General features: G+C 34.2%; 25 protein-coding genes. 10 read left to right on the top strand and 15 right to left on the bottom strand.

What is annotated here, in order from left to right:
• The first annotated feature begins 296 nt into the window (after positions 1-296).
• The gene (locus tag ACIDC4_RS10435) at positions 297-3,722 is read left to right on the top strand and encodes a choice-of-anchor J domain-containing protein (protein WP_412044450.1); all 3,426 of its coding nucleotides are present in this window, start codon (positions 297-299) and stop codon (positions 3,720-3,722) included.
• 55 nt (positions 3,723-3,777) lie between these two features.
• On the opposite strand, the gene ACIDC4_RS10430 is transcribed toward ACIDC4_RS10435, so the two are convergent.
• From ACIDC4_RS10430 to ACIDC4_RS10410, 5 genes are all read right to left on the bottom strand, one after another.
• Positions 3,778-4,299: a MepB family protein gene (locus ACIDC4_RS10430; protein ID WP_412044451.1), complete on the bottom strand. Its 522-nt coding sequence runs from the start codon at positions 4,297-4,299 to the stop codon at positions 3,778-3,780.
• Positions 4,300-4,352: 53 nt separating this feature from the next.
• The gene (locus ACIDC4_RS10425; protein ID WP_412044452.1) at positions 4,353-6,248 is read right to left on the bottom strand and encodes a hypothetical protein; all 1,896 of its coding nucleotides are present in this window, start codon (positions 6,246-6,248) and stop codon (positions 4,353-4,355) included.
• Positions 6,245-6,721: an RNA polymerase sigma factor gene (locus tag ACIDC4_RS10420; RefSeq protein WP_488381142.1), complete on the bottom strand. Its 477-nt coding sequence runs from the start codon at positions 6,719-6,721 to the stop codon at positions 6,245-6,247. Before ACIDC4_RS10420 ends, ACIDC4_RS10425 begins: the two co-directional genes overlap by 4 nt.
• A gap of 127 nt (positions 6,722-6,848) precedes the next feature.
• A complete protein-coding gene (locus ACIDC4_RS10415) occupies positions 6,849-7,250 on the bottom strand; it encodes a hypothetical protein (protein WP_412044453.1) in 402 nt (133 codons plus the stop codon).
• A 7-nt stretch (positions 7,251-7,257) separates the two neighbouring features.
• On the bottom strand, positions 7,258-8,133 hold the full coding sequence (locus ACIDC4_RS10410) for a protease complex subunit PrcB family protein (RefSeq protein WP_412044454.1): 876 nt from the start codon (positions 8,131-8,133) through the stop codon (positions 7,258-7,260).
• 202 nt (positions 8,134-8,335) lie between these two features.
• Between ACIDC4_RS10410 and ACIDC4_RS10405 the strand changes: the two genes are divergently transcribed.
• The 5 genes from ACIDC4_RS10405 to ACIDC4_RS10385 all read left to right on the top strand — a co-directional run bounded on the left by ACIDC4_RS10405 (position 8,336) and on the right by ACIDC4_RS10385 (position 12,139).
• The gene (locus ACIDC4_RS10405; RefSeq protein ID WP_412044455.1) at positions 8,336-9,709 is read left to right on the top strand and encodes a DNA recombination protein RmuC; all 1,374 of its coding nucleotides are present in this window, start codon (positions 8,336-8,338) and stop codon (positions 9,707-9,709) included.
• A 6-nt stretch (positions 9,710-9,715) separates the two neighbouring features.
• Positions 9,716-10,069, top strand: a complete 354-nt coding sequence (locus ACIDC4_RS10400) for a 6-phosphogluconate dehydrogenase (RefSeq protein ID WP_412044456.1) — start codon at positions 9,716-9,718, stop codon at positions 10,067-10,069.
• Positions 10,070-10,081: 12 nt separating this feature from the next.
• Positions 10,082-10,630, top strand: a complete 549-nt coding sequence (locus ACIDC4_RS10395; protein ID WP_194616748.1) for an acyl-CoA thioesterase — start codon at positions 10,082-10,084, stop codon at positions 10,628-10,630.
• Positions 10,631-10,660: 30 nt separating this feature from the next.
• Positions 10,661-11,056, top strand: a complete 396-nt coding sequence (locus ACIDC4_RS10390) for a VOC family protein (protein WP_412044457.1) — start codon at positions 10,661-10,663, stop codon at positions 11,054-11,056.
• A 513-nt stretch (positions 11,057-11,569) separates the two neighbouring features.
• Positions 11,570-12,139 carry a YceI family protein gene (locus ACIDC4_RS10385; RefSeq protein ID WP_412044458.1) on the top strand — a complete coding sequence of 190 codons (570 nt, stop codon included), beginning with the start codon at positions 11,570-11,572 and terminating at the stop codon, positions 12,137-12,139.
• 3 nt (positions 12,140-12,142) lie between these two features.
• Here ACIDC4_RS10385 and ACIDC4_RS10380 read toward each other — a convergent pair whose 3' ends face one another.
• Complete coding sequence (locus ACIDC4_RS10380; RefSeq protein ID WP_412044459.1) at positions 12,143-13,054, bottom strand: TIGR01777 family oxidoreductase; 912 nt, start codon at positions 13,052-13,054, stop codon at positions 12,143-12,145.
• Positions 13,055-13,152: 98 nt separating this feature from the next.
• Between ACIDC4_RS10380 and ACIDC4_RS10375 the strand changes: the two genes are divergently transcribed.
• Genes ACIDC4_RS10375 through ACIDC4_RS10360 form a run of 4 tightly spaced genes read left to right on the top strand, consistent with a single transcriptional unit; the run spans position 13,153 to position 17,267 of the window.
• Positions 13,153-13,815 (top strand): TetR family transcriptional regulator C-terminal domain-containing protein, encoded by a 663-nt coding sequence (locus ACIDC4_RS10375; RefSeq protein ID WP_412044460.1) that lies wholly within the window; start codon positions 13,153-13,155, stop codon positions 13,813-13,815.
• On the top strand, positions 13,812-15,116 hold the full coding sequence (locus ACIDC4_RS10370; protein ID WP_412044461.1) for an ABC1 kinase family protein: 1,305 nt from the start codon (positions 13,812-13,814) through the stop codon (positions 15,114-15,116). The genes ACIDC4_RS10375 and ACIDC4_RS10370 overlap by 4 nt, the downstream gene beginning before the upstream one ends.
• Positions 15,117-15,159: 43 nt before the next feature.
• Positions 15,160-15,843, top strand: a complete 684-nt coding sequence (locus ACIDC4_RS10365; protein ID WP_412044462.1) for an SDR family NAD(P)-dependent oxidoreductase — start codon at positions 15,160-15,162, stop codon at positions 15,841-15,843.
• Between the two features lie 5 nt (positions 15,844-15,848).
• The gene (locus ACIDC4_RS10360) at positions 15,849-17,267 is read left to right on the top strand and encodes an SDR family oxidoreductase (protein ID WP_412044463.1); all 1,419 of its coding nucleotides are present in this window, start codon (positions 15,849-15,851) and stop codon (positions 17,265-17,267) included.
• A gap of 347 nt (positions 17,268-17,614) precedes the next feature.
• On the opposite strand, the gene ACIDC4_RS10355 is transcribed toward ACIDC4_RS10360, so the two are convergent.
• The 9 genes from ACIDC4_RS10355 to ACIDC4_RS10315 form a co-directional block, all read right to left on the bottom strand.
• Positions 17,615-18,910, bottom strand: a complete 1,296-nt coding sequence (locus ACIDC4_RS10355; protein WP_412044464.1) for a cryptochrome/photolyase family protein — start codon at positions 18,908-18,910, stop codon at positions 17,615-17,617.
• Between the two features lie 138 nt (positions 18,911-19,048).
• Positions 19,049-19,510, bottom strand: a complete 462-nt coding sequence (locus ACIDC4_RS10350) for an SRPBCC family protein (protein WP_412044465.1) — start codon at positions 19,508-19,510, stop codon at positions 19,049-19,051.
• A gap of 149 nt (positions 19,511-19,659) precedes the next feature.
• Positions 19,660-20,100: a sterol desaturase family protein gene (locus ACIDC4_RS10345; RefSeq protein ID WP_412044466.1), complete on the bottom strand. Its 441-nt coding sequence runs from the start codon at positions 20,098-20,100 to the stop codon at positions 19,660-19,662.
• A gap of 153 nt (positions 20,101-20,253) precedes the next feature.
• The gene (locus ACIDC4_RS10340) at positions 20,254-21,093 is read right to left on the bottom strand and encodes a phytoene/squalene synthase family protein (protein ID WP_078005799.1); all 840 of its coding nucleotides are present in this window, start codon (positions 21,091-21,093) and stop codon (positions 20,254-20,256) included.
• Between the two features lie 3 nt (positions 21,094-21,096).
• Positions 21,097-22,563, bottom strand: coding sequence for a phytoene desaturase family protein (locus tag ACIDC4_RS10335; RefSeq protein WP_412044467.1), 1,467 nt, complete (start codon positions 22,561-22,563; stop codon positions 21,097-21,099).
• A gap of 38 nt (positions 22,564-22,601) precedes the next feature.
• Entirely contained in the window at positions 22,602-23,501 is a 900-nt protein-coding gene (locus ACIDC4_RS10330) for a MerR family transcriptional regulator (RefSeq protein ID WP_412044468.1), read from the bottom strand.
• Between the two features lie 72 nt (positions 23,502-23,573).
• Positions 23,574-24,536 (bottom strand): ion channel, encoded by a 963-nt coding sequence (locus ACIDC4_RS10325; RefSeq protein WP_412044469.1) that lies wholly within the window; start codon positions 24,534-24,536, stop codon positions 23,574-23,576.
• A 134-nt stretch (positions 24,537-24,670) separates the two neighbouring features.
• Complete coding sequence (locus tag ACIDC4_RS10320; RefSeq protein WP_412044470.1) at positions 24,671-25,171, bottom strand: tetratricopeptide repeat protein; 501 nt, start codon at positions 25,169-25,171, stop codon at positions 24,671-24,673.
• A 186-nt stretch (positions 25,172-25,357) separates the two neighbouring features.
• Entirely contained in the window at positions 25,358-26,302 is a 945-nt protein-coding gene (locus ACIDC4_RS10315) for a DUF4421 family protein (RefSeq protein WP_412044471.1), read from the bottom strand.
• Positions 26,303-26,619: the final 317 nt, after the last annotated feature.

The raw sequence follows: 26,619 nt of genomic DNA, 5'->3' as shown, positions 1-26,619 counted from the left end.
TTCTTTCAATATAATATTACGAAAAGCTATCTCAGTTTGAGGTAGCTTTTTTATTTGAACAATAGTTAAAAAGAAGGCTTTGTCTTGTTAAAATAATTGTTTAAAGTAAATTCTTTCAATAACATATAATTTTGTAATGTCAGTATTTGTGTAGTAAATGTTTAACTAATTTGATTTAAAGATGAATTTAATTAGTATATGTTTATAAAATTGGATACAATAAGTTTAAGGTTTAACAATATTCTGTTAACTTTAAAGGATATAAATTTGATTTCTAAAACTCTATTATTCAACGTATGAAAAAAATCTACTCTGTACGCCACTTCATGGCACTTTTAATTTTTTGTTGTTGCTGTTCAGGAAATCTGCTTGCACAGATTCTAATGCCTGACCCAATTCTAAAATTGCCTTATAAACAAGATTTTAGTACCTGGCCAATAGATGGTACAAGCTTTTTGCCTGGTTTTCAGGGATGGGTTGCGGGTGGTAATACTTCAGGTCAAACCTCATATGTTACTGATGCGACTCTAACAGCAAACGGAACCATAATAGCTGGTAAAGATGCTGCGAATACTGCTGGTAGTTTTTATAACTATGATGGTAAAATTGGTTTTCTAAATACAGGTACCCTCAATCTTACACTTGGTTTTGCTTTTTCAACTATTGGTAAAACTGCCATACCGGTTCAGTATGATGCAATGACGATTAGAAATCCTTATGATATTCCTCCAAAAACGACTAATAGCAGGATTAATGAAATGGTTTTGCAATATAGAATTGGAGATAACACTCCTTTTGTTACGCTAGATGCAACAGCTTATAGAAATAATACCGAAAATCAGTTAAGTGGTGTAAAAGATCAAAAACTGGAAACAAAAAAAATTATATTACCTGTTGAGTGCGAAAATAAACCATTAGTTCAAATAAGATGGATTTCAAGACAGGAATCAGGAGGGGGTTCACGTCCTTCTTTTGCAATTGATAATATAATAGTTGGAAGAGATGATACTGCTCCTATTAATGAAACAGGCTACCCTAAAGCAGCTGCTATTTTGGGACAAGGATTTGATTTTGTAAATAAAATCGACGAAATAGGTAAGACTTATTATGTTTTACTACCAGGCGGAAGTACAGCTCCAACAATTGCTCAAGTAAAAGCAGGTCAGGATTCAAACGGAATTGCAGCATTGCAATCTGGATTTCTTGACATTACAAATGCTTCTCTGGAATATGTAAAAAGTTTTACAGGATTAAGTTTAAATACTGCCTATTCTGTTTTTTCTGTTTCTGAAGATCCCTTCAATAATATTCAGGAAAATGTAACTAAAACAGATGTGACTACTGCAAGTGTATTAGTACCATCTTTGGCAACAACAGTTGCTTCTCTTGACCTTGGATTAGTAGAACAAGATTATAATTCAGATAATTTAAGTTACCAGATTCAGGGAGAAAATATTTCAACAGGCGTTACGGTAAGTGCTACAGGAAATTTTACAGTTTCGAAAGACGGAAACAATTTTGCCACATCGATACTATATGCTGCAACAGATTTTGCTTCTAATGCCACGCCAACTGTATATGTTCGATTTACTCCAACTGCGGCTGAAAGTTTTTCAGGACAAATTACACATGAAATTACCGGAGGTGCAACAAAAATAGTTACGCTTACAGGAATAGGAACTAATCCGTATGTGGAAGGTTTTAACAGCTCAAATGTCCTTACAAATGGTACCTGGACACAATATGATGTAGCAGGACCATTAAATAAATGGAGTACAACAACAGTAGCAAGAAACGTAAACTCAGGAACCGGTGCAGTGTTGATGAACGGATATTCTGATACAGGAGCCAGCAAAGACTGGTTGATTTCGCCAAGATTACGTTTAGACAATGCATCCAAATTTGATAAAATGGCTTTGCTTTCGTTTTATTCCCGCAAGTTCTACGCAGGAAGCGATTTAAAATTGATGGTTTCTACTAATTACGACGGTAAAAGCAATCCTGAAACAGCTACCTGGACAGAATTAGATGGTAAGTTTCCAACAACAACAGGATCGTATTTTCAATCTCAATACATCAAATTAGATGCTTATAAAACCAACAACACGTATTTGGCGTGGGTTTATGTAACAACAGCCGGAGGAACAAATAATGCAGCAGAATGGTCTATAGATGATTTTGCCATTACCAATGAAATAGGTTATGTTGATTCGAATCCTAATTTAAATTTTGGAGTAGTAAATCAGGGGAATACTTCTGCCACTCAGTCATTTACTCTTAAGGCTGAAAATTATGGCGATATCACGGTAACAGCGCCGGCAGATTATCAATTATCTTTGGATAATGTTTCGTTTCAATCTAGTGTTTTTGTTACTTCGGCAGATGCATTAGCAACCAAAACAATTTATGCAAGATTTGTACCTTCTGTAAAAACATTTGCAATTTCTGGAGCCTTAACAGTAACGGGAACTTCTTTAAACAAGAAAATTGGGTTTTTGACAGGATCTTCATTACCACAAGAAGATACTTTTGATGTGGTTACTTATAATTTAGAATTTTTTGGAGCCCCAACGGCGGCTTATGGGCCCGCAGACAAAACGATACAACTTGAAAACGTGGCAAAAGTCATGAATAAATTAAATGCTGATGTCTATGTGGTTCAGGAAGTTTCCAGTGATGCTCAAATTGATGCTTTAATTCAAAAAATAAATATAAATGGTAAGACCTTCGATAAAACAATTTCGACATCCTGGTCCTATTCATGGGATTCAACTGCAGATCCTAGTTTTCCTCCGCAAAAATTAGTAGTTCTTTATAATACACAAACTGCTACTATCAAAGCTACAAAAGTAATGTTCAAAGATTTGTATGATGAAGTTCGTGCAGGTACAAAAAGTTTAGCAAATTATCCGGGAGGTAGTGGTTCAAGTTTCTTTTCATCGGGACGTTTACCTTATATGGTACAAATAGAAACAAATATTGGCGGAACAAAAAAACTGCTTAATTTGGTCGATCTTCATGCACGTGCCAATAGCGGAACTGATATTAGCAAATACAACCAGCGTAAATATGATTCTCAGGTCTTAAAAGATAGTTTAGATCAATATTATGCAAATTCTAATTTAATTATTTTAGGAGACTATAATGATGATGTCAAAGCATCAGTTATTACTCCAAATCCTTCGTCGTATAAGATGTTTGTAGATGATACCGCAAATTATACTGCACTTACTTTAGAAATTAGTAAGGCAGGTGCTTATAGTTTCCTGAGTTCGGGAGGGTTTTTAGACCATATCACGATTTCTAATGAATTGAATGATCAGTATATTCAAAATTCAATTGCAGTTTATGATCCACGTACGGATATTGCAAATTATACCACAACAACCTCAGATCACGGACCAGTAATAGCTCGTTTTCAATTAACAGGAAACTTGTCTACAATTGATTATGAACTGAAAAACGGATATCTGGTAAAAGCATACCCAAATCCTGCGACAGATATTGTAAATGTTGAAGTGAAAACAAATGATACCAAGAAACTAAAATTAAAATTTTACGATATTTCAGGTCATTTAATAGGAAATTCGGTAGAAATAAATGCAACACAAGATTTGAGTACAACCGCTATTCCGGTAAGTTATTTACAATCCGGAATTTATTTCTATACCTTAACAGAGAACAATAAAGTTGTTTACAAAGGTAAGGTTATAAAAAAATAAGAGTAATTTAAATTATAAAAGAGGCATTCACAACAACAGTGAATGCCTCTTTTTTTTAGAATAATCCTCTGAATTTATTTAAGTCGGTGTCAGGAGAAATTGTATAAAAAAAATCCATCTGCCATTGCTGTGTTTTTTGTGCTTGTTTGCTAGTGGTTTCATCCCAGGGCGGATAAACCCTTGTAGCTCTTTTGCCTTCTTTAGTTACTGTCGAAAAGATTCCTTTTGCTAATAAAATACTTTTCGGAAAAATAAATTGTCCGTATAAATCATCCTTTCGAACACTAATAATTACAAAATCAATTAAGTCTGCAGTATCAAAAGGCTCGATAATTCCGCTATTATTCCGTTTCCACAAGGTTACAAATTGTCCTGTTTTTGTTGGGGTAATTTTTGCCGTCCGGTAACAAATGTTCTTTTGGTTTAAATAAAAACGATAGGCGTCATAATCAGCACTCTCATTTTCAGGTTGAGGTATTGTAATTTCAAAATCGCAACAATCATAAACCAGTTCTTTTGCAAGAATAAGATCTTTAGGTACTGATTTTAGATCATTCCAATTGTTTTTGATTGTCATTTTAGGCGAAGTTTCTATTGGGTTATTCGGGTAAAATTACCACAAAAAGAACTTTAAAAAGAAACATTCAACCCAAAATTTAATCCCCATTGAAACTGATTAAAAGATTGATTACTTAACGGATTTATATAATAGTTCATTGCAGGCTCGACAAAAATGTTTGTTTTCTTATAAACACGATATTGTAGTGTACTACTTAATGTAGAACCATAAACAAAATCATTTGCATTTACGTTCTGACCAATCGAATTACCATCTAATGCCACATTATTAGAAATCAGTTTCCCCACAAAACCACCGGTGTTTAAATTGACACTTGCTCTGTTCAGATTAAAAACAACATACGAAACTTCTAAAGGCATTTCTAGATATCGTAAATTTTGATCCAGATTACCATTTTTAAGACTGTTATTTTCGATGTTATTTTGCTTGAATGCATCACTAGTCGAATTAGGAACAAATAAGTAATCATTATTGGCCGTAAGAGGTGCTGATAAAGCCGCCGAAGCAGTTTGATTAAAATAGTCATTAGAGCTAAAAAAAGCATTATTGTTTGCACTTATGTACGAAACGTTTGCAACACTCTGTCCTAATTCGTTAACCTTTAAACCGGAAGCCACCGCCCATTTCTTATTGATTTTGTATTTGGTTTTTACTCCGTAACTGTTACTTTGTTTGGAATCATTTGTATTGCCCAGGGTTTTTTCGTTCTTGTAATTTTCAGAACTTGCAACTCCGGCAAAAACTTCAACGGCCCATTTTTCATCGTTAGGATTAAGTTTGTTTTTATCTTTGTTTTCTTTTTTCTCCTCCGGCGTTATACCTTTTTCTAAATTTTGAAGCTCTGCCAGTTGTACAGAATCTTTTTTGCTTAGTACGTCATTAAATTTCGAACTGGTTTTTTGATTGGTTGCCAGTTGTTTTTCAGAGAATAAGTTGGTGCTGTTTTGCTTCGCGTTATTGTCTGCTGTAGTTTTTTGATGACCAGTTACATTTGAGTTTGCGTTGGCAAAAGCAATATTATTGTTGGTTTTTGAAGTTGATTGATCTTCAAAAAATGATTTTGATAGTTGATTTTTCGAACTCGGATTAAACGGATTGACTTTACCGGCAGAAAATGTTTTTTCGGCTAAGATCTGATTGCTGGCTTTTTTGTCTGCATTGGCAATCTGATTTTTAGAAACCGAATTAAATCCATTTGTCTTACTTGTAGCCAAAGCTTTTTCGGCCAAAGTTTTGTTCGAAAATTGCTTATCTGTTAAAGGCAGAATTTTCGAATTTGGATTAAATAACCCTGCTTTTCCTGAAACAGTATTTTTTTCTTGTATTGCCTGATTTGAAACATTTTTATCAACATTCGCCACTTGGTGCTGCGAATCTGAATTAAATCCGTTTTTGTGATCCGTAACAAAAGTTTTTTCGGCTACAGCCTTATTATTATTATTATTATTATTATTATTATTTGGTTTTTCAGTATTTGAATTTAAATCCCCACCATTATTCTTTTTAGATTCTGTATGAGCAACCGCTGTTTTTTGATTTTGATTTTTTTGAAAATTTTCAGGTTGATTCGCCTTGTTTTTTATAGATGAAACGTCATTAATAATATCAGATTCTTTTTCGGTAACAGCTTTTCCTGATTTGTTTTCCTCAGTAGAGATTGTTCTGTTTGTATTTGTGTCATTTTTTTTCTCATCAAGAACAACGCTATTATTTTGCTGAGTATCGATTTGTATCGTTTTAATTCCTGAAATCGAATTAAAATGTAAAACAGAAGGGAGTAGCAAGCCTAATAATAAGCATGCCGCAGCCGACCACCAAAGAATAACCCTTTTCTTCTTTTTTGGTTTGTCTAATTTCTTCTCAATTTCACCCCATAATTCAGGAGGCGGAACACTCGAAAAGTCTTCCATTGATGAAAAAATATCTTCTATATTTTGCTTTTTCATGCTATTTTAAAATTTTTTATGCTCAGTATTCTTTTTTGCAAAATGTGCTTGGCCCTGTTTAAATTTGATTTTGACGTTCCTTCCGAAATTTTCAATAATTCTGCAATTTCCCGATGTTTCATTTTTTCAAAAACATATAAGTTAAAAACCGTTCGGTATTGATCAGGTAAATCCCGGATATACTCTAATAGTTTTTCTTGTTCAATAGGAGCAATGTCTAATTCTTCTTCCTCCACAAAATCCGTATCAGGATCAAAAACATCCAAAAAGAAGCTTTCTTTTTTCTTTTTATTTAAGGTTTCAATTAGTTTGTTAATGAAGATGCGTTTTAGCCAGCCTTCAAAACTCCCTTCAAATTTATATTGACTTATTTTTTGAAATACAATTACAAAAGCTTCCTGAAAAACATCTTTTGCATCATCTTCGTTTTTCATATACTTTAAACAAATGCCATATAAAACAGGAGAGAACAACTGATAAATTTTCAGTTGTCCCTCTCTGTCATTTTTTATGCACAGTAGAATGTATTTTTCTAAATCGTCTTTCAAAAAATGTGGTATTGTTTGGTTTTGCAAAAATAGTTTTTATAAGCTTATAAAACTACCTTTTAAAAATAGTACGGGCTGCATCCTGGTTATTGCTGACAATCGTTAAATTTTGATTGTCAAGACTTTCTATAATATAAGTCTTCCCTTCAAAAGTAATTAAGTCATTTTCTGACTGGTCAAAAAAGCTATTGCCTTTTTCTATTTGATAAGCACTATTTCTAATTTCTACATTGTTTTTATAAGTGATCACTCTTCCATCAGAAGTAAAAATGACCTTCTTTGTAAATCCGATCGTTTTAGGAGTCGCCGTGTATGGGTTGCTGCTTCCGCCAATCGATTTTTGCCAGATCCAGGTATTCACAATAGATCCGGAGTTCATTTTTGTCGATTCTAGTGAATGAGCCGTTGAAAAAAGGCAACACACTATAATAAGTAATAAGAATTGCTTTTTCATGACTAAATTATTTTAGAGCAGTGATTTTAGCCTGAATTGCTTTTTTGAAAGCTATTACCTCTGCACTTTGGTCAGCAGTATCGGTATTGTCAATAAAAATTTTAGTAATTGCAGCGCCTTGACGAAGTTCAAAATATACACCACCATGATCCGGTGCATCCGGAGTACCATAAGTTTTAGTTTGTCCTTTTAAAGCTAAAATTTCAGCTGGCACATCTTTTAAGAAAAGAGTATAATCTCCTTTTTTAGTTGTAGCAGTATATCTGTATTGGCTAAAGTCATAACCACCGGCAACAACATTTTGGAATTTTAAAATATTAAAATCATTTAGTTGATAGAATTTTTGACAATCAGCTCCTGTACATTGTTTATTAAAGCTTCCTATTACAATATTGTTTAAGTTTTCAGTGCTTTTATTGAAAAGAATGATTTTTGAAGTTCTTGGGATTATAATAAAATCTGACGGATAGTTTGGTGCCGAAGTAATATTTTCATCCGGTTGAGGTGCTTTTTCGTAATAGTTAATTAAAATCTCGCACTTGTTTTCTACTATAGATGTTATTTTAATAGAATATCCAGTTGTCGTTTTTAAACCTGAAAAAAGACCTACCACAATCTCTTTAGTAAAATCAGGAGGAGTATCTGTACTATTTGGACAAGAATTTTCACGCTTAGTAAAATATGCTTTCATTCTTTCTTCGCTACCTATTAAAACTGCAGTTGGATTAACAGGTAAAGTATTGACATTGTATGAGCATAAAAGTGGGAATCCTGTGAAAGTTTTGTCTTCGCTAGCCCCGCAATCAACCTTTATATCGTCATTATTAAGAGAGCAAGCACCAAATCCAAAAGCTATAAACAAGCTTAACATTAATTTTTTCATGATAAATTTTTAATAGGTTATATATACTGTAGATGTACTTGTTTTGAAATGGTTGCGTTGAATAAAAGTTTTTTTTTAATGTGAATAATTTTCTAAATGTTTTTTTAATTCAGACTGGGCATTAAAATGTGAAATTTCGATTTTAAAAATTAAGCACTTCGTATTATTGATTACTTTTACTTTTTTAAAAATAAATTAAGTTATGTTCGATTTTCTTCCCTCTTTAGTCGCTTTTGTTGTCGCTTTGTTTTTAGGCGTATTTGTGGGTAAGTTGTTGTTTTCGGCTCGATTTCAATCAGAGAAAATCAGTCTCGAAGAGCGATTAAGTGCTGCTATAAATCAATTGCAATTGCAAAAAGAACAATTTGAAAGAGAAAGAAATAATTTTGAAAAACAGATTCAGTTGGTTGCTGCCGAAAAGGAAAACATTCGAACAGAAAAAGACAGTTTAGCGATTCAGCTTTCTAAGAAAGAAGTAGATTTCGAAAATTTGTGGGAACGCCATAAAGAACAAAAAAACGAGATAACGGAATTGCAGGAAAAATTTACCAAAGAATTTGAAAACCTGGCCAATAAAATCCTTGAAGAAAAATCGGCAAAATTTACCGAACAAAATAGCGAAAACATGAAAAATATTCTGTTGCCTTTGCAGGATAAAATTCAGGGTTTCGAGCAAAAAGTGGAACAAACCCACAAAGAAAGTATCGATTATCATGCGGCGCTGCGTCAACAAATTGTCGGTTTAAGTGAGATGAACGCTCAAATGAGCAAAGAAACCTTAAACCTTACCAAAGCCCTTAAAGGAGATAGTAAAATGCAGGGAAATTGGGGCGAACTGGTTCTGGAACGTGTTTTAGAAAAATCAGGTTTAGAAAAAGGACGCGAATACGAAGTACAGCAAAGTTTTACCAATAACGAAGGAAATCGCGTGTTTCCTGATGTTGTGATCAATTTGCCTGATGGTAAAAAAATGATTGTTGACTCTAAAGTTTCTTTGGTAGCCTATGAAAGATGGATCAACGAAGAATCAGAAATCCTGAAAATCGATTTTCTAAAAGAACACGTAAATTCTATAAGAAGACATGTAGAACAATTGGGTAATAAAAATTACCATGATTTGTACCAAATAGAAAGTCCTGATTTTGTTTTATTATTTATCCCAATAGAACCGGCTTTTGCGATTGCATTAAACGAAGATTCGGCACTTTATAACAAAGCATTCGATCGTAATATTGTAATTGTAACCCCAAGTACTTTGCTTGCCACTTTAAGAACTATCGACAGCATGTGGGCCAATCAGAAACAACAGGAAAATGCTTTTGAAATTGCCAGACAAGCCGGAGCATTATACGATAAATTTGAAGGTTTTGTGGGGGATTTAGTGAGAATTGGAAACAAAATTAAAGATACTAAAACCGAATACGAAAATGCGATGAGCAAATTGGTTGATGGTAGAGGAAATTTAATTTCGAGTGTCGAAAAATTAAAGAAAATGGGAGCAAAGGCCAAAAAGTCACTGCCGGAAAATATAGTTGCCAGAGCTGCAAACACAGACGAAAATCAATCTTTAAACTAAGATTTTATGAAAAGAATTCTAATCATTATCGCAGCAATTTGTGTATTGGCTTTTACAGCTTATTTTGCCTTTATTTATTATGTTCCGTACAGCGAAGGATACCGTTCAGGCGAATTGATCAGGATGAGCCATAAAGGAGTAGTAATGAAAACCTGGGAAGGCGAATTGAGTCAGGGCGTTTCAGGATCGCAAATTTTTAGCTTTTCGGTTTTAGACAGTGATAAAGAAGTAATAGATCAATTGAATAATCTACAAGGACAATATGTAAAATTGACTTACGTAGAACGCTATAGAACGTTTAGCTGGTGGGGAGATTCCCATTTTTTTATCACCGCTATTCAAAGAAAATTCCCCATTTAAATATAAATAAATATGACAACAGACTTTAAGCCGGTATCTTCATCAAAAATCAGTATTTCAGAATTAATGCTTCCGTCGCATACCAATTTTAGCGGAAAAATTCACGGAGGTTACATTTTGCAATTACTGGATCAGATTGCATTTGCTTCTGCCTCAAAGTTTTCAGGAAATTATTGTGTAACGGCTTCTGTTGATACGGTGAATTTTTTAAAACCAATTGAAGTGGGCGAGCTGGTGACGATGAAAGCTTCTGTAAATTATGTAGGTCGAAGTTCAATGGTTGTAGGTATTCGTGTCGAAGCCGAAAATATTCAGACAGGAGCAATCAAACATTGTAACTCCTCTTATTTTACAATGGTTGCTAAAGATAAAGATGGTAAAAGTGTTCCTGTACCGGGATTAATCTTGTCGAATCTTGACGAAGTGCGTCGTTTTAGAAAAGCAATTAAACATATCGAACTTCGAAAAGAGGTAGAAGAACATGAAAAAGTAACCAATGTAAGTTCTATAGAAGATCTCGCAGGTTTAGCAAAATACAATGTATTATTAGAAATTAGCTAGAATAATGCTCTCCATTTAAAAATAAAGAATATGGTAAAGTTTGGATACACAATATTATATGTAGAAGATGTTCAAAATTCGATTGCATTTTATGAAAACGCATTTGGTTTTTCAAGAAAATTTGTAACTCCCGAAAATGATTACGGAGAATTAATAACGGGCGAAACAACGATTTCATTTGCATCAAAAAAATTAGCCGCTCAAAATTTAAAAGATGGTTTTATCGAAAGTAATTCTGACGATAAACCTTTTGCAATTGAGTTAGGATTTATTACCGATAATGTTGGCGAGTTGGTACAAAAAGCAACTTCTTTTGGTGCGGTTTTAATAAAAGAACCAACGCAAAAACCTTGGGGACAAATTGTAGCGTATGTGCGTGATCTTGATGGTTTTTTAATTGAGATTTGTACAGAAGTGCAGGGGTAGAAATTTTGTTATTATTGAAAACGAAATTATTTTTTTTCTACGAATATTTAATTCCTAACGGAATATCTCGTAGAGAATATATATTGGTAGAATAAAATTGTAGAACACAGAGTATGTCACATAGGGCAATGTCATTAAGTTATGCCAATCCCTTTGTGATCTTAGAGCAAAGCGTAATTCACAAAACTTTGCGAACTTTGCGTAATTCTTTGTGAACTTTGCGGTAAAATTAACTTAATGACATTGCAAGTAAGGACAATATTCGACAAACAAAAAAACATTTTTTTACCAACTCCATTTCACATTTTACAAACAAAAAATATTTCACAAATATTTGGCAAAAATCGGCAACCGTGTCCGTGAAAATTTCGTAACTTTAAGTATAAACATTTGGTTATCACGTTTTCACGGAGTACTGCCATTCAATTTTTAAAAACTTATATTAAGTCCAGTTTTTTTCTCTTCTTAAAATAAAAAAAATCGAATGACATAATTGTTTAATTATTGACGATTATGAAAAAAACTACTTTTTTTATTTTGCTATTTACAGCCTATTCTGTTATCGCACAGGATAAATTTTTTACCAACACAGGAACTATAAATTTTGAAGCTTCTGTACCTTTCTTCGAAGAAGTAAAAGCTGTAAACAGACAGGTTGCCATTGTTCTGGAGCCTAAAACAAGTACATTTATTTGTACTGTGATTGTTAGAGATTTTCGTTTTAAGTTAGATATGATGCAGGAACATTTTAACGAAAATTACATGCAAAGCCGCCGTTATCCTAAAGCTGTTTTTAAAGGAAAAATCGAAAAGTTTGACTTAAAAGATATCAATGAAATTGAAAAGGAATATCAAATAAAAGGAAAATTGGTTTTGCGGGGAAAATCGAAAGATGTTATAGTAAATGCTTTAATCAAAAAAGTAGGCGACGGAATTCAGATTGTGTCTGATTTTCCTATTTCTGTTTCTGATTTTAATATTCAGATTCCGAATGAAATTGCTGCTAAAATTTCGAAAACGGCCAACACCGGATTAATTGGAGTGGTTAAAACCAATGATTCGATGTATCTTACTTTAAAATAAAATTTAATTCAGACAGCTTGCAAGTGCAGTTTCTAAATCAGTAAATTGAAAATCAAATCCCATCTTTTTTATTTTTTCAGATGAAACCCTTTGGCCTTCTAAAACCGCCACACTCATTTCGCCTAAAACTATTTTCAGGACAAATGCAGGTGCTTTTGGAAGCCAGATTTTGTACCCAAATAAATTGGCCAGTGTTTTAGATAAACTCTCGTTTGTGGTATTGTCTGTAACGCAGGAATTATAAGGACCATGCATTTGCTCGTCTGCAATTGCTTTCAAATAAATATTGCATAAATCCTCGATATGAATCCACGGAACATATTGTTTTCCTGTACCTAAAATGGCACCAAAACCAGCTTTAAAACTCGGAGCTATTTTTTTTAAGAAACCTTCGTCTTTGCCCAATACAATTCCCGTTCTAATTTTTACGGTTCGAATACCTAACGAATTTATTTTATCGACCGCTTTTTCCCATTCCTGGCAAGTAATGCCTAGAAAGTCATTTGCCGGCGGAGTATCTTCGGTACATATATTATCGTTAGTATAAGCGCCATAAATTCCAATTGCCGATGCAGAAACAAATGCATCTAGCTTTTTATTCTTTTTTTCTAAAACAGAAAATATAAGATCGATAGGCTGTGTGCGGCTTTCGAGTATGTCTTTTTTACGTTTTTCAGTCCATCGTTTTTCAACAATTCCTTCTCCTGACAAATGAATAATGTAATCTGCTTTTACTATCGCTTCTTCATCAATATAATTGCGGGTCAAATCCCATTTGTAATAGGTGATCGATGAAGTGTTTTTTCTATCTGAACGGCTTAAAATAGAGACTTCGAAACCATTATCAATAAGTAAATCGGTTAAGTGTTTGCCTATAAATCCAGTTCCTCCGGTAAGTAAAATATTTTTTGCCATAATAGTTTATAATTTATTTAACAGCGTATTCTGTTTAACGATAAGTAAAGATACTTAAACATTGATTACCTTTAAGGCAAATTAAAAAATTTAATAAGATGGAAGCTAAAAAGAAGACTATCAGTAAAGAAGACATCGTTTCAATATATATGGAAGAAGTTCTGGAAAAAGGACAAAAGCCAAAATCAGTTTATCATTTCGCCAAAGAAAATGATTTTACCGAAGCCGAATTTTATGCCTTTTTTGGAACACTAGAAGGACTGGAAAAAGAAATTTTCAGATTGTTTTTTGCCAATACAGTCGATTTGCTGCATAAAAACGCAGATTATCTGGAATACGATATGAAAAACAAAATGTTGAGTTTTTATTTCACTTTTTTTGAAATTCTTACTGCCAACAGAAGTTATGTTTTACAATCCTTAAAATTCGACCGAAATCCGTTAAAAAACTTAGTGCAGCTTACTACGCTTCGCAATAGTTTTAAAGAATATGTTTCAGAAATCCTAACCGACGATTACAGATTAGAACAGGAAAAGTTGCAAAAGTTTCAGGAAAAAGGAATTCAGGAATCGGCCTGGTTGCAATTAATGCTTACCATAAAATTCTGGGTTGACGATGATTCAGCAGCTTTTGAAAAAACAGATATTTTTATCGAAAAATCAGTAAATGCTTCATTTGAATTAATGAATGTTGCGCCACTAAATCACTTGATAGATTTAGGTAAATTTCTTTTTAAAGAAAAAATCTACAGCAAACAATGAAAACAATCGATTATATACCAACGTCAAAAATAGAAAGAGCCAGTAAATTGGTGCAAACCGGTGCGAAAATAGGCGTAAACTATGTAAAGCATTATGCCGAAAAAATGGTGAATCCAGATTTGACACGCGATAAACTCAACGAAAATAACGCCGAAGATATTTACGACGGACTAAAAAGCCTGAAAGGAAGCGCGCTAAAAGTGGCCCAAATGCTAAGCATGGACAAGAACTTTTTACCTCAGGCCTATGTCGAGAAATTTTCGTTGTCGCAATTTTCTGTTCCACCGCTTTCTGCGCCATTGGTTTTAAAAACCTTTAAAAATAATTTCGGAAAAACACCTTACGAAATCTTCGACGAATTCAATGCCAATTCTGTCAATGCGGCAAGTATAGGTCAGGTACATTTGGCGGTAAAAGACGGTAAAAAGTTAGCCGTTAAAATTCAGTATCCCGGTGTTGCCAATAGTATTTCATCTGATTTGGCTTTGGTAAAACCAATAGCGATCAGAATGTTTAACCTTCAGGGAAAAGATTCTGATAAATATTTTAAAGAAGTCGAAGATAAACTCATCGAAGAAACCAATTACTTACTCGAATTAAAACAAAGCGAAGAAGTAGTAGAAGCGTGCAATAAAATCGAGAATTTACTTTTCCCAAGATATTATCCTGAGTTTTCATCAGAAAAAATTATCACGATGGACTGGATGACAGGAATTCATCTTTCTGAATTTACCGCCATAAATACAGACAAAGAAGTTGGCGATAAACTAGGTCAGGCACTTTGGGATTTTTATATGTACCAAATTCATGTACTACGAAAAGTACACGCCGATCCGCACCCCGGAAACTTTTTGGTCGATGATCAAAACCGTTTGATTGCGCTTGATTTTGGATGTATGAAAATAATTCCCGAAGAATTTTATGTGCCGTATTTTGAGTTAATCAATAAAAACGTAATTACAGATAAAGCGCTTTTCAATCAAAAATTGTTCGAATTAGAAATTCTTCGACCAGATGATACTCCCGCAGAAATCGAGTATTTTACCGAGATGTTTCATGATTTGTTATCCCTTTTCACGAAACCATTCCAAAATGAAACTTTCGATTTTGCCGATGAAACTTTTTTTGACAGCATTGCCAAATTAGGCGAACGTTTCTCTAACGATACCAATCTCAAAAAAATGAATGGAAATCGTGGATCTAAACATTTCATTTATATGAACCGTACTTTCTTTGGTTTGTACAATTTAATGTTTGATTTGAAAGCGAAGATTGTCGTTTCGAATTATATAAAATATTAGGAGGTAAAAACAGTACTCCGATAATAAAATTAAACTTAAATAAATGAGAAATATTCTAATTGTCGGAGGAAGTAAAGGAATCGGAAGTGCTGTTTTATTGCAACAGCTCGAAACCAATCGGGTGTATAATATCAGCAGGAGCGCGCCGGAACTTACACATCCGAATCTTACTCATTTTGGTTTAGATGTATTGCAGGATGAACTTCCTGATCTAGACGAAATAGATTCTTTAGTTTATTGTCCCGGTTCTATTACGCTAAAGCCTATCTCGAATTTAAGTGTTGATGATTTTAGAAAAGATTTCGAAATCAATGTCATTGGCGCTGTAAAAGTTATTCAGAAATATTTGCCTGTTTTAAAAAAAGGTGATGAACCTTCGATCGTTTTATTCAGTACCGTTGCCGTAAAATTAGGAATGCCTTTTCATGCCAGTATTGCAACTGCAAAAGCAGGTGTCGAAGGATTGACAAAATCACTTGGGGCCGAATTGGCTTCAGTAGTTCGTGTCAATGCCATTGCGCCTACTATTACAGATACTTCACTTTCGGCTTCGATCTTGCGAAACGATCGCATGAAAGAAAACATGATCGATCGCCATCCTCTAAAAAGTTATTTAAAACCTCATGAAGTTGCCCAAATGGTTGATTTCCTGATTTCTGAAAAAGCGAATTCTATTTCAGGTCAAATTTTCGAAATGGATTATGGATTAGTGACTTTTAAAATCTAAACACTATGAAAATTCTCCTGACAGGTGCAACAGGTTACATTGGTAAACGTCTTTTGCCTATTTTAGTAGCGCAAGGACATCAGGTAATTTGCTGTGTAAGAGATAAAAACAGGTTTTACATACCCACAGATTTTCTGCAAAAAGTACAAGTCATTGAAGTCGATTTTCTAGAAAAAGAAACGCTGACAGCAATTCCTGCCGATATTGATGCCGCTTTTTACCTCATTCATTCCATGTCAGGTTCTGATACCAATTATGATGAGTTAGAAAGTATTTCGGCAACTAATTTTACCGAAAGAATAAATCAGACTCAGGCGCAACAAATCCTCTACTTAAGCGGAATTGTAAATGACAAGTCACTTTCTAAACATTTGTCGTCCCGCAAAAATGTCGAAAGTATTTTAGCGAAATCAATAGTACCGTTAACCACTTTAAGAGCCGGAATTATAGTAGGATCGGGCAGTGCTTCTTTCGAAATTATCCGCGATTTGGTCAACAAACTTCCGGTGATGATTACGCCCAAATGGCTCAATACAAAATGCCAGCCCATTGCGATAAACGACGTTTTAGAGTTTCTCTCCAAATCACTTTTAAATCCAGTTACTTATAATCAGAGTTTTGATATTGGAGGTCCGGATATACTCACCTACAAAGAAATGCTATTGGCTTTCGCCGAAGCAAAAAATCTCAAACGGTACATTTTTACTATTCCCGTAATGACACCTAAATTGTCATCATACTGGCTGTATTTTGTTACCTCAACCTCATATAAACTGGCATCGGCTTTGGTAAGCAGTATGAAAGTCGAGGTTATTTGCAACGATCATCGCATTAATGAGCTTTTGCAAGTGAAGCCCATGACGTATAAACAAGCGCTTTCGAGAGCTTTACTCAAAGTCGAAGAAGATAAAGTGGCTTCAAGCTGGAAAGATTCCCTTGTAAGCGGACGTTTTAACCGCAATATCTCGGCACATCTAAAAGTTCCTAAAAAAGATTGCTACATCGACCGAAGAAAAAAAGAAATCGAAAATCGCGATTATACCATAGATAGAATCTGGTCAATAGGAGGTGAGACAGGTTGGTATTACGGCGATTGGCTCTGGAGTTTACGAGGCTTTATCGATAAGCTTTTTGGCGGCGTAGGTTTGCGCCGTGGCCGAACCAATAAACACGACATTCATTCCGGCGATGCTTTAGATTTTTGGCGCGTTTTATACGCCAATAAACAAGAAGGAAAACTGATCTTATATGCCGAAATGAAATTGCCCGGGGAAGCCTGGCTCGAATTCAAAATCATTCATAATACTTTATATCAGGCTGCAACCTTCAAACCCAAAGGTATTTTAGGAAAACTATATTGGTATTCTGTTTTACCTTTTCATGGTTTTATTTTCAACGGAATGCTTAATAAACTCATTAAGTAGTTTTAGGAGCTGTTTCCTGCTATCCGCTATATCTTTTGTGGCGAACCCCGCCACAAAAGGATACCGCTTCTATCAGGGCTAGGGATGCAGTTTTTATTAGAAGTTTTATCCATTAATATTACAATTTTGTCATCCTGACGAAGGAAGGATCACACTCGTAACTCGTCAAAGATTGAGCGGTATAAATTTTTCTTTATTGAAATAACAAACCCGACAGGTTTTTAAAACCTGTCGGGTTTACTTTTAGGAACGGAATTTCTAATGTGATCCTTCGTTTTTCAGGATGACAAGATTGTGGTTAAACGTTTCAAAAAACATTGGAATTTGGGATTTAAATTTTTGGAATTTTATTTCAATATCCCTGCCTTATAAGTCGCAATCGCGCGATCCCTTGCAAAAGCGTGATCGACCATTGGTTCATTATATCCTAAATCAAATTCAGGAATCCATTTACGAATGTAGATTCCTTTTTCGTCGAATTTCTTTAGTTGAATTTCCGGATTAAAAACCCTGAAGTAGGGTGCAGCATCGCAACCTGTTCCTGCTGCCCATTGCCAGTTGCCTACATTTGATGCCAACTCGAAATCCAGTAATTTCTCGGCAAAATACGCTTCGCCCCATTGCCAGTTGATCAATAAATGTTTGCATAAGAAACTGGCGACAACCATACGAACACGATTGTGCATATAGCCGGTTTCGTTAAGCTGACGCATTCCTGCATCGACCATTGGGTAACCTGTAGTTCCGGAACACCAACGTTTAAAATCGTCTTCATTATTGCGCCATTGAATGCCATCATAAGCCGACTTGAAATTGTGATTCACGCAATTCGGGAAGTTAAACAGAATCTGGATAAAGAATTCTCTCCAAATTAATTCGCTTAAAAAAGTCTGGTTTTTCTTGTTCGCCCAATTCACTAATTTGCGAATACTAACAGTCCCAAAACGTAAATGTGGCGAAAGATAAGATGTACCATCCAAAGCCGGAAAATCTCTTATTTCTTTATAATTACCTATTTGAGTTAAGTTGTGCGGCAATACTTTTATGCTGCTTCTTTCAAAACCAATTTGGGATAATTCAGGAAACTTGAAATTGTTTTTAGCAAAATTACTGAATAAAGGTTTTGTATCATATTCAAAAGCTTGTCCCGAAAGATGATATTTCTCCAGCCATTTATTTTTATAAGGTGTATAAATCGTGTACGGAAGTCCATCAGCTTTGGTGATTTCTTTTTCTTCGAAAATCACGTGATCTTTGAATGAAAAAGCTTCTATGTTATTTTCTTTTAATAAAGCCGAAATAGCCAGATCACGTTTTATAGCGTAAGGTTCGTAATCTTTATTAAAGAAGATTTTCTGAATGTCAAACTCTTCTACAAGCGATTTCCAAACGTCGAAAGTCTTCCCTTTTTTGATTAAGATGGAGGAATCAATTGCCTGAAGTTGTTTGTTTATAGCTTCGAGTGAATCGTAAATAAAACTAACGCGCGCATCATCTTTAGGGAGATTCTCTAAGATATCTTCGTCAAAAATAAATAACGGAATTACGGGAAAATCAGATTGCAGGGCATTGAATAACCCGATATTATCATCGACACGTAAATCACGTCGAAACCAGAAAAAGGTTGCTTTTTGTTTAGTCATTATAGTATATTTCTTTTGCCACAGATTATGAAGGATTTTGGTTTCACGCAGATCTACCCAGATTTAAGCAGATTTATTTTTGATTTTAATTTAGTAAATCTGTGTAGATCTGCGTTAAAATTAATCTGTGACGTAAAATTATTTTGAATTGAATAGTTCCTCGATTTTTTTGTGGCGATATTCAAAAATGGATTTCAGTTTGTTCCTGACCATTATTGTATTGGCGAGTTGACCCAAGAAACCAAATGGTAGGGCATAATGTACCACATCGGTCATTTTGGTGCCGGTTTCTGTGGGTTCAAAAAAGTGTTTGTGATGCCATAATGCGTACGGACCAAAACGCTGTTCGTCTACAAAATATTGGTTTTCTGATGAAACTGTTATGATGGTCATCCAGTTTATTTTGATGCCCAAAAGTGGTTTTAAAGTATAGGTAATCACTTGCCCAGAATACATACGTTTGCCATCGAAATCTTCAATTACGAAACTCATATCGTCAGGTGTTATCGTTTGAAGGTTTTGTGGACTCGAGAAAAAGTCCCAACATTTTTCGATACTGGCGTTTAAGTGTTGTACGGTTTCTAGTTTATATACTTTCATAAAATCGATTATTACGAATGGTTCTTGAGATACGTTTGCGTTAGGGGTTGTAGTGGAGCTCTTTTTGTGTCAGGCTTTTTTTGCCTGATACAAAAAAGCGGGAACGGAAGACCCGACCCGCTTTTTCTGCGGGTAACGCCCAAATTATGCTACATTTTATAATATTTGAAAGGAACGAATAACATTCCGAAACATTCTCCGTGTTCTTTTCCTAAGTGTTTGTGGTGTATTTTATGCGCTTTTCGTAAACCAATCAGGTATTTGTTCTTGGTGTTTTTAAACCATTTAAAACGCTGATGAATTAGAACATCGTGAATTAAAAAATAGCAAGCGCCGTAAGTCGTGACGCCGCAAGCGATGAAAAACAAATAATTGAATCCGCCCTGAACGCCAAAATAAAAAAGCACAATACTGGGAATGGCGAAAATGACAAAGAAAATATCGTTGCGCTCAAAAGTATCCGGGTATTTGGGTTGGTGATGATCTTCGTGAAAATACCACATAAGCCCGTGCATGATGTACTTGTGCGTGAGCCAGGTAACACATTCCATGAAGAGAAAAACGCCTAAAAAGATTAAAAAAGAAATCATTTTTTATGTTTTGAATTATTATAATAATTAATTTTTGCCAATCTTGTCATTGCGAGGAAAGAAGCAACCTCACTGTTATAAGATGTAAAGTTTGATTTAGCAAATGTGGTTGCTTCTTTCCTCGCAATGACAACATTGCGGGGAAAACGAAGATTAAACCAACTTCAACTTGTAAGTTACAAAAGATTGCGCTAAAAGTCCAGCCTTTGTATAATTTGAAACTCTGATTCTTGAGCTTCCAATTTCGTAATACGGTGTGTTTTTTAGTTTTTTTAGTAACTTTTTGTAATAGATGTAAGCTGTATAAACGCCAAATTGAGCTTCGATAGGTAATTTTACAATTCCCTGATAAGCAATTCTGAAATCTTCTTCGATTTCGTTGATGATCGTGGTTTTGGCATTTTCATCGAAAGAATTTAAATCGACTCCGGGAAAATAATTTCGGTTTAAAACCAAATTATCATCTTTAAGATCTCTCAGGAAATTCACTTTCTGAAATGCCGATCCCAAACTCATGGCTTCGTTTTTTAGCTGCTCGTATTTTTGTTCATTTCCTTTTACAAAAACTTTTAGGCACATTAAACCCACAACATCGGCTGAACCGTAAATATAGTCTTCGTATTCGGTTTGTGAATTGTAGGTTGATTTTATGAGGTCTAATTTCATGCTTTTAAGGAAAGCCTGAACCAAATCATCTGTAATATTGTATTCTTTTACGGTATGCTGAAAAGAGTTGAGAATAGGGTTTAAGCTAATGCCAAACTCAACGGCTTTGTAATATTCTTTTTCGAAATCATTGATAAGATTTTCTTTGTCGTACTCATGAAATGAATCGACAATTTCGTCAGCAAAACGAACGAATCCGTAGATGCTGTAAATCGCTTCACGAATGCTTGGTGATAGCATTTTTACCGCTAACGAAAAGGATGTACTGTAGTTTTGGGTGACCAATTTGCTACATTTGAAAGAAACGGTGTCGAATAGTGATTTCATTTTTTAAGATCTAAAAGATTTTTGAATTAACTCGGCTACTAGTTTTCCTGAAATTAAAGCAGGCGGAACACCTGGGCCAGGAACGGTTAACTGTCCTGTAAAATATAAATTCCTGACTTTTTTACTTTTTAGTTTTGGTCTTAAAAAAGCCGTTTGCAATAAGGTATTGGCCATTCCGTAAGCGTTTCCTTTGTAAGCGTTATAATCGGTTACGAAGTCATTCTTGCAAAATGATCTCTTAAAGATAATATTATTTTTAATTTCTTGTTTGGTAAGTTGCTCAAAACGAGTGATGATTTTTTCGAAATATTCTTCTCTAAGTGCTTCACTATCATTTATTCCCGGTGCTAACGGAATGAGGAAAAATCCGCTTTCCATTCCTTCCGGTGCTGCAGTCTGATCTGTTTTTGATGGAAAATTGGCATAGAATAAAGGGGCATCCGGCCATTTTGGTTCATCGTAAATATCAGCTGCATGCTGATTAAAATCAACATCAAAAAATAAAGCGTGATGCGAAATGTTTTCTATTTTTTTATCAAAACCCACAAAAAACAAAAGCGATGATGGAGCGAAAACTCTGCTTTCCCAATATTTCTCTGAATAGGCGCGATGCTCGATATCTAATAAAGTTTCGGTATGATGATAATCTGCTCCGCTTAAAATGATATCGGCTTGTATTGTTTTTCCGTTAATGACAATTGCGGTTGCAGTTTTGTTTTCGACTATTATTTTTTCGATAGCAGCATTGGTTTCTATTGTGACTCCAAGTTCCAGTGCTAGTTTTTCGATACCGCGAACAACGTCGAACATTCCGGTTTTGGGGTGCCAGGTTCCTAAGCCAAAATCAGCATAATTCATAAAGTTATAGAATGATGGTGTTTTGGTAGGTTTCGCACCCAGAAATAAAACGGGAAACTCCAAAATCTGAATTAGTCGTTCGTTTTTAAATTTCTTACGAATATCAGTACTTACGGTGCTAAAAAACTGATTGAGTTTTAAAGTAGTTTCCACGGTAATTAATTCCAGAGGAGAAACTCCGGGACGATACACCAAATCTTTAATTGCAATGTCATAATTGCTTTTAGCCTGCTTGATGAAAGTTTCGAGTTCGTGGCCACTTCCTTTTTCGATACTTTCAAAAGTGGTTTTTATTTCTTCGAGATTGTCATAGATGCTGATGAAATCATCAACTCCAAAATATACCCTGTAAGCAGGATTTAGTTTTATAAGCTCGTAATAATCGGTAGTTTTTTTATTGAAATCCTGAAAAAAACGTTCAAAGACATCTGGCATCCAGTACCAGCTTGGTCCCATATCAAATGTGAAACCGTCTTTTTTGAATTGTCTTGCCCTGCCGCCAATAGATTCGTTTTTTTCATAAAGAGTCACTTTGTTTCCTTGTTGTGCCAAGTAACATGAAGCGGCTAAAGCAGAGAAGCCTGATCCTATTATTGCTATTGTTTTTTTCATTTGTTTAACAAATGTACAAAAACTTTAAACAAAATAGATTATAGCATGCTAATTGTTTCTTCCATCGAGTCGAAAATTCGTATTCTTTCGGGCAGCATTTTCTGGTCTATGTTTTCGACCATATTACCCATAAGCCAAATTTCGTTGTTTTTCTGGAGTAATTTTTGTCCCATTGATTTTACATATTGATTGATAACACTGCGATCCGGCTGCACTGTCATGAAAGATATAAATGTAATGTTCTCGAAATGTTTGGTTAAATCCTGAAGGTTTTCGATTGGCATACTTTCGCCCAAATAAATGGTTTTGTAGCCATGGGATAAAATTTCGTATTGCAGGTATAATAAACCTATCTGGTGAATTTCGTTTAATGGTAACGAAAGCACAAAAATTCTATTGGTCTTACTTGGTTTTAATATTTGAAGACTTTCGGTATAGATTAATATTTTTTGTTTGATCAAATGACTCATGAAATGTTCATTTGCAGGAGTTATGGTTTCTGATTGCCATAATAATCCTAATTCTTTCAATAAAGGAAGAAAATGATCTTTGAAAACTTCTTTGAATGATTTTTCAGAGATCAGCCAATCAAAAGTATTGAAGAATATTTCCTGGTCAAAATTCATCATGGCCATTTTGAATGAAGTTATGGCGTAATTCTGAGAATTTTTCTTCGAAATAATTTCACGAACCAATTGCGGTATCTTTTCTTCGGGATAAGTGGCGATTTTAGAGATCTTATATCCGTATTCGTGTAATAAAGTAATGTTTAAAAGCTTCTGTAAATTTTGCAGGTTATAGAGTCTAATGTTGGTGTCAGTACGCATTGGCTCTAAGATGTTGTATCTTTTCTCCCAGATACGAATGGTGTGTGCTTTTATTCCTGATAAGTTTTCAAGATCTTTTATGCTGAAAACAGTCTTAATATTGTTTATCATTACTGGCTATTTGGTGAACAAAAATAGAATAAAATCTGAGATGTGTCTTAAAATCTTCTTAAGATTAGAGAATTAATCGAATTTGATGTTGGAGAATTTATTTAATTTATCTAAATGCAAAATTGTTTTAGAACTGTCTTTGCTTCGATTGTACATAGTTTCGAATTTTGCTCCATAAATGATTTCATTAAAAGTGTATGATGTTCTCGCCGCAACTGTATTACTATACATATTGTCGAAAGTGGTTATAAACACGAATATCTCACCATGTATTTTTTCGAAATCGTCTTTGGTAAAATTATACAATGGACTGTTTTCAGTAATTGGATGTACCAGAGTCCAGCTTAACGAAAGGGCATTTATTTTATCTAATTCGAGTTCCAGACTGTAAAATTTATTGGTTTGCTCGCCATTTTCTTCCACACTCATCACTAATGTTATTTTTGCTGTAGCATCTGTAAAGTTGGTATTTTTAAAAGGCACCAAACGTATCATTAATCCTTTGTTTTTCCCGTAAGGTGAAATCAGGGCATTGTCTGAAAATTTTAAAAATGCGGTTGGTTTGCTGAATCTTCCAAAAAATAAACCTGTTGCAATCGCGAAACTTAATAAACCAATTAAAGCTTCGGCTGCAGATAATGCGCTGGTTAAAAAACCTGTTGGGCTTATGTGTCCGTAACCTACCGTGGTAAAAGTTTGTGCACTAAAAAAATAGGCCTGGCCAAATTGGGTTAAAACGCTTTGAGATTGCTCTATTCCGTCGAGATGTTCGATACCAATGGCGTAATAGATAACGGCAAAAACAAAATTGAGGACAATGTAAAAAATAAACAAAATCGACATAAATTTCCAGTTGGGCATATCAATCATGGTATGATACCAACTAATGCGGCGAAAGAAGTGCATGCCTCTTTTTTCGATATTTGGGGTTCCGTCTTTGTTTACAAATCTTCCTCCGTAACTGTTTGCATTTGCTCCAAAGCCGGAGTTTTTATCGGTTTGTGCTTGGTGGTTTATCTTTTTTAAAAGTGCCATTAAGGTTTGGTTTAAAGGACAAATGTAAGGATAACTTTGAGATGAAATTAAGTCGAAATTTTTTGAATAAAAAAAGCAATCTGTAAAATTGATGTTTACAGATTGCTTTAGTATTGAATGCGTTTGATGACGTTTTATTTACAAAAAGTCGCTTTGTTTTTTATGGCGCTCTGACTGCCTAATTCGATTGCTTTAGAGAAATCTTTGCAGGCATTTTTTTTGTCTCCCATTTTATTGTAGGCTAATGCTCTTAAGTTGTAAGCAATATAGTCTTTTGGGTTTAAACCAAGTGATGAGGTGCAATCGTCAACAGTTTCTTTAAAGTTGTTTAGTTTGTAATTTACATTGGCTCTGCCTGTAAATGCATCTGCGTTCATGGTGTCAAGCTCAATTGTTTTACTAAAATCTGCCTGGGCGCCTTTTAGATCGTTGAGTTTAAATTTTGCAACACCACGATTTTGGTACGCTTCGACGAATTTAGAATTCATGCTAATGGCTTTTGTGTAATCGGCAATTGCGCCTTTTGTGTTGCCGGCTTCAGCTTTTTTCATGGCTTTGTCAAAATAAGCCGTTGCAGATTGTGCCCACGTAGAGCAAGTGATCATAATAAATGATACAATTAAAAAGTGTTTCATAAACCAATTTGGGATTAGGTTAGTAGGTTAAATAATTCTGGAAACGAATTTAGTAAAGTTTTGTTTTGTTGGGAAAGTTCTTTTGTGAAATAACTATTATTTAATTTATTTTTTTTGGATGATTTGTTTTTTGTTGTGGTAATGCATTGGAAACTAGATTTTTATTTCTGTTAAAAAAAAGATTATTTAATCTGATTTCTTATTACGAACAAACGGATTGGAATTTAGCCTCCAGATATATCCAATTTGTAAATTTCCTGACGATAAAGCAATGTTGTTAGTGTCATTGCCTGAGAAAGAAGAAAATATAAGGTTATTGATATATGATAGACCAAGAGACCAATTTTCTTTATTATAACCAACAGATATTCTTGGGAAAAATGTAGGGTAGATTTCTATCTTTTGTTTGCCAAAATCGTTTATTCTTTCAGTACCAAAGTTTACCCCTATAGTTGCTGATCCGCTGGTAAACCATCTTTTGTTAATTGCCCAGGTATAAGCATAACCTCCACTTACTCCGAATTGGAAATTGCGTAATGAATTTTTAGATTTGTGTACAAAAGAGCTGTCAGAACCTATTTTGGTAAAATAAACTCCTCCGCCAAGCAAAAAGCTTCCGGCTGATTTTAATTGTCTTTCGTTTTGATTAAAAGCGGCTTTATAAGAGAATTTCTTATTATTAAAAACATATTGGCCAAAAGCGCCATATTGCTGAATATTTAGGTCAGGATATAGTTGTGTGTTTTTATCCGATTGATCTGAAGTATAAAAGCCGTGATATTTTTGTATAAAAAGGTCTATAATGAACTTTTTTCCGTAATGGTGAATTTGAAAATCAAGTGCTTTGGTTTTTCCTTTTTCATCATCTTTCAGGAAACTCAAACTATGACCATAGCTTAAATCGATTATGGTATTTTTTATAGCAACTCCAAAACCTAAACTCATCGGAGTATTGGGCATGAAATTTTTAATTTCTCCATCTGTTTCCTTTTCCATCGAAATAGATTTCATCGATAGATAAGTTCTTAGAGAGACTTTATTGTCAAAAGGTTTAATATACGTTGTGTCAATCTGCGCCTCGCAAAAATAAGGAAGGGTAAAAAAGAGCAAAAAAGAAAAATATAATTTCATTAGGATGTCAAACGGAAAATAAGGCCTCTTAGTATTTTAGAAAAACCGATTAAAAAGGTTTACAGGGGTTAAAAATAAGACGTAATTAATTGATTTTAGTTACAAAAATTTATAATCTAATGTAAATAAAATGTGTTTTAGAGTTATTCTATTTGTTTTTATAAAACGATAATTTTATTTAAAAAGGGATTCATTTCTTAATTGAGATTTTATTCTAATTTCTTTTCTGCTATAATTTTTTATGTAAATTTGATTCGTATCTATTTGTGCAACAATCTTGTAATAGATAGATATACTCAGAAAAAGGAATGTTTTTT

This window comes from Flavobacterium sp. C3NV, assembly GCF_046825355.2.
Taxonomy (GTDB): Bacteria; Bacteroidota; Bacteroidia; order Flavobacteriales; family Flavobacteriaceae; genus Flavobacterium.
This window is presented reverse-complemented; position numbering and strand designations above follow the sequence as displayed.

Bases quoted from the DNA above. Each gene is read 5' to 3' on its own strand.
- ACIDC4_RS10365 (WP_412044462.1), top strand. From the start codon at position 15,160: ATGAGAAATATTCTAATTGTCGGAGGAAGTAAAGGAATCGGAAGTGCT.
- ACIDC4_RS10320 (WP_412044470.1), bottom strand. From the start codon at position 25,171: ATGAAACACTTTTTAATTGTATCATTTATTATGATCACTTGCTCTACG.
- ACIDC4_RS10385 (WP_412044458.1), top strand. From the start codon at position 11,570: ATGAAAAAAACTACTTTTTTTATTTTGCTATTTACAGCCTATTCTGTT.
- ACIDC4_RS10410 (WP_412044454.1), bottom strand. From the start codon at position 8,133: ATGAAAAAATTAATGTTAAGCTTGTTTATAGCTTTTGGATTTGGTGCT.
- ACIDC4_RS10360 (WP_412044463.1), top strand. From the start codon at position 15,849: ATGAAAATTCTCCTGACAGGTGCAACAGGTTACATTGGTAAACGTCTT.
- ACIDC4_RS10345 (WP_412044466.1), bottom strand. From the start codon at position 20,100: ATGATTTCTTTTTTAATCTTTTTAGGCGTTTTTCTCTTCATGGAATGT.
- ACIDC4_RS10375 (WP_412044460.1), top strand. From the start codon at position 13,153: ATGGAAGCTAAAAAGAAGACTATCAGTAAAGAAGACATCGTTTCAATA.
- ACIDC4_RS10405 (WP_412044455.1), top strand. From the start codon at position 8,336: ATGTTCGATTTTCTTCCCTCTTTAGTCGCTTTTGTTGTCGCTTTGTTT.
- ACIDC4_RS10330 (WP_412044468.1), bottom strand. From the start codon at position 23,501: ATGATAAACAATATTAAGACTGTTTTCAGCATAAAAGATCTTGAAAAC.
- ACIDC4_RS10435 (WP_412044450.1), top strand. From the start codon at position 297: ATGAAAAAAATCTACTCTGTACGCCACTTCATGGCACTTTTAATTTTT.
- ACIDC4_RS10380 (WP_412044459.1), bottom strand. From the start codon at position 13,054: ATGGCAAAAAATATTTTACTTACCGGAGGAACTGGATTTATAGGCAAA.
- ACIDC4_RS10430 (WP_412044451.1), bottom strand. From the start codon at position 4,299: ATGACAATCAAAAACAATTGGAATGATCTAAAATCAGTACCTAAAGAT.
- ACIDC4_RS10355 (WP_412044464.1), bottom strand. From the start codon at position 18,910: ATGACTAAACAAAAAGCAACCTTTTTCTGGTTTCGACGTGATTTACGT.
- ACIDC4_RS10400 (WP_412044456.1), top strand. From the start codon at position 9,716: ATGAAAAGAATTCTAATCATTATCGCAGCAATTTGTGTATTGGCTTTT.
- ACIDC4_RS10340 (WP_078005799.1), bottom strand. From the start codon at position 21,093: ATGAAATCACTATTCGACACCGTTTCTTTCAAATGTAGCAAATTGGTC.
- ACIDC4_RS10350 (WP_412044465.1), bottom strand. From the start codon at position 19,510: ATGAAAGTATATAAACTAGAAACCGTACAACACTTAAACGCCAGTATC.
- ACIDC4_RS10335 (WP_412044467.1), bottom strand. From the start codon at position 22,563: ATGAAAAAAACAATAGCAATAATAGGATCAGGCTTCTCTGCTTTAGCC.
- ACIDC4_RS10315 (WP_412044471.1), bottom strand. From the start codon at position 26,302: ATGAAATTATATTTTTCTTTTTTGCTCTTTTTTACCCTTCCTTATTTT.
- ACIDC4_RS10415 (WP_412044453.1), bottom strand. From the start codon at position 7,250: ATGAAAAAGCAATTCTTATTACTTATTATAGTGTGTTGCCTTTTTTCA.
- ACIDC4_RS10425 (WP_412044452.1), bottom strand. From the start codon at position 6,248: ATGAAAAAGCAAAATATAGAAGATATTTTTTCATCAATGGAAGACTTT.
- ACIDC4_RS10325 (WP_412044469.1), bottom strand. From the start codon at position 24,536: ATGGCACTTTTAAAAAAGATAAACCACCAAGCACAAACCGATAAAAAC.
- ACIDC4_RS10395 (WP_194616748.1), top strand. From the start codon at position 10,082: ATGACAACAGACTTTAAGCCGGTATCTTCATCAAAAATCAGTATTTCA.
- ACIDC4_RS10370 (WP_412044461.1), top strand. From the start codon at position 13,812: ATGAAAACAATCGATTATATACCAACGTCAAAAATAGAAAGAGCCAGT.
- ACIDC4_RS10390 (WP_412044457.1), top strand. From the start codon at position 10,661: ATGGTAAAGTTTGGATACACAATATTATATGTAGAAGATGTTCAAAAT.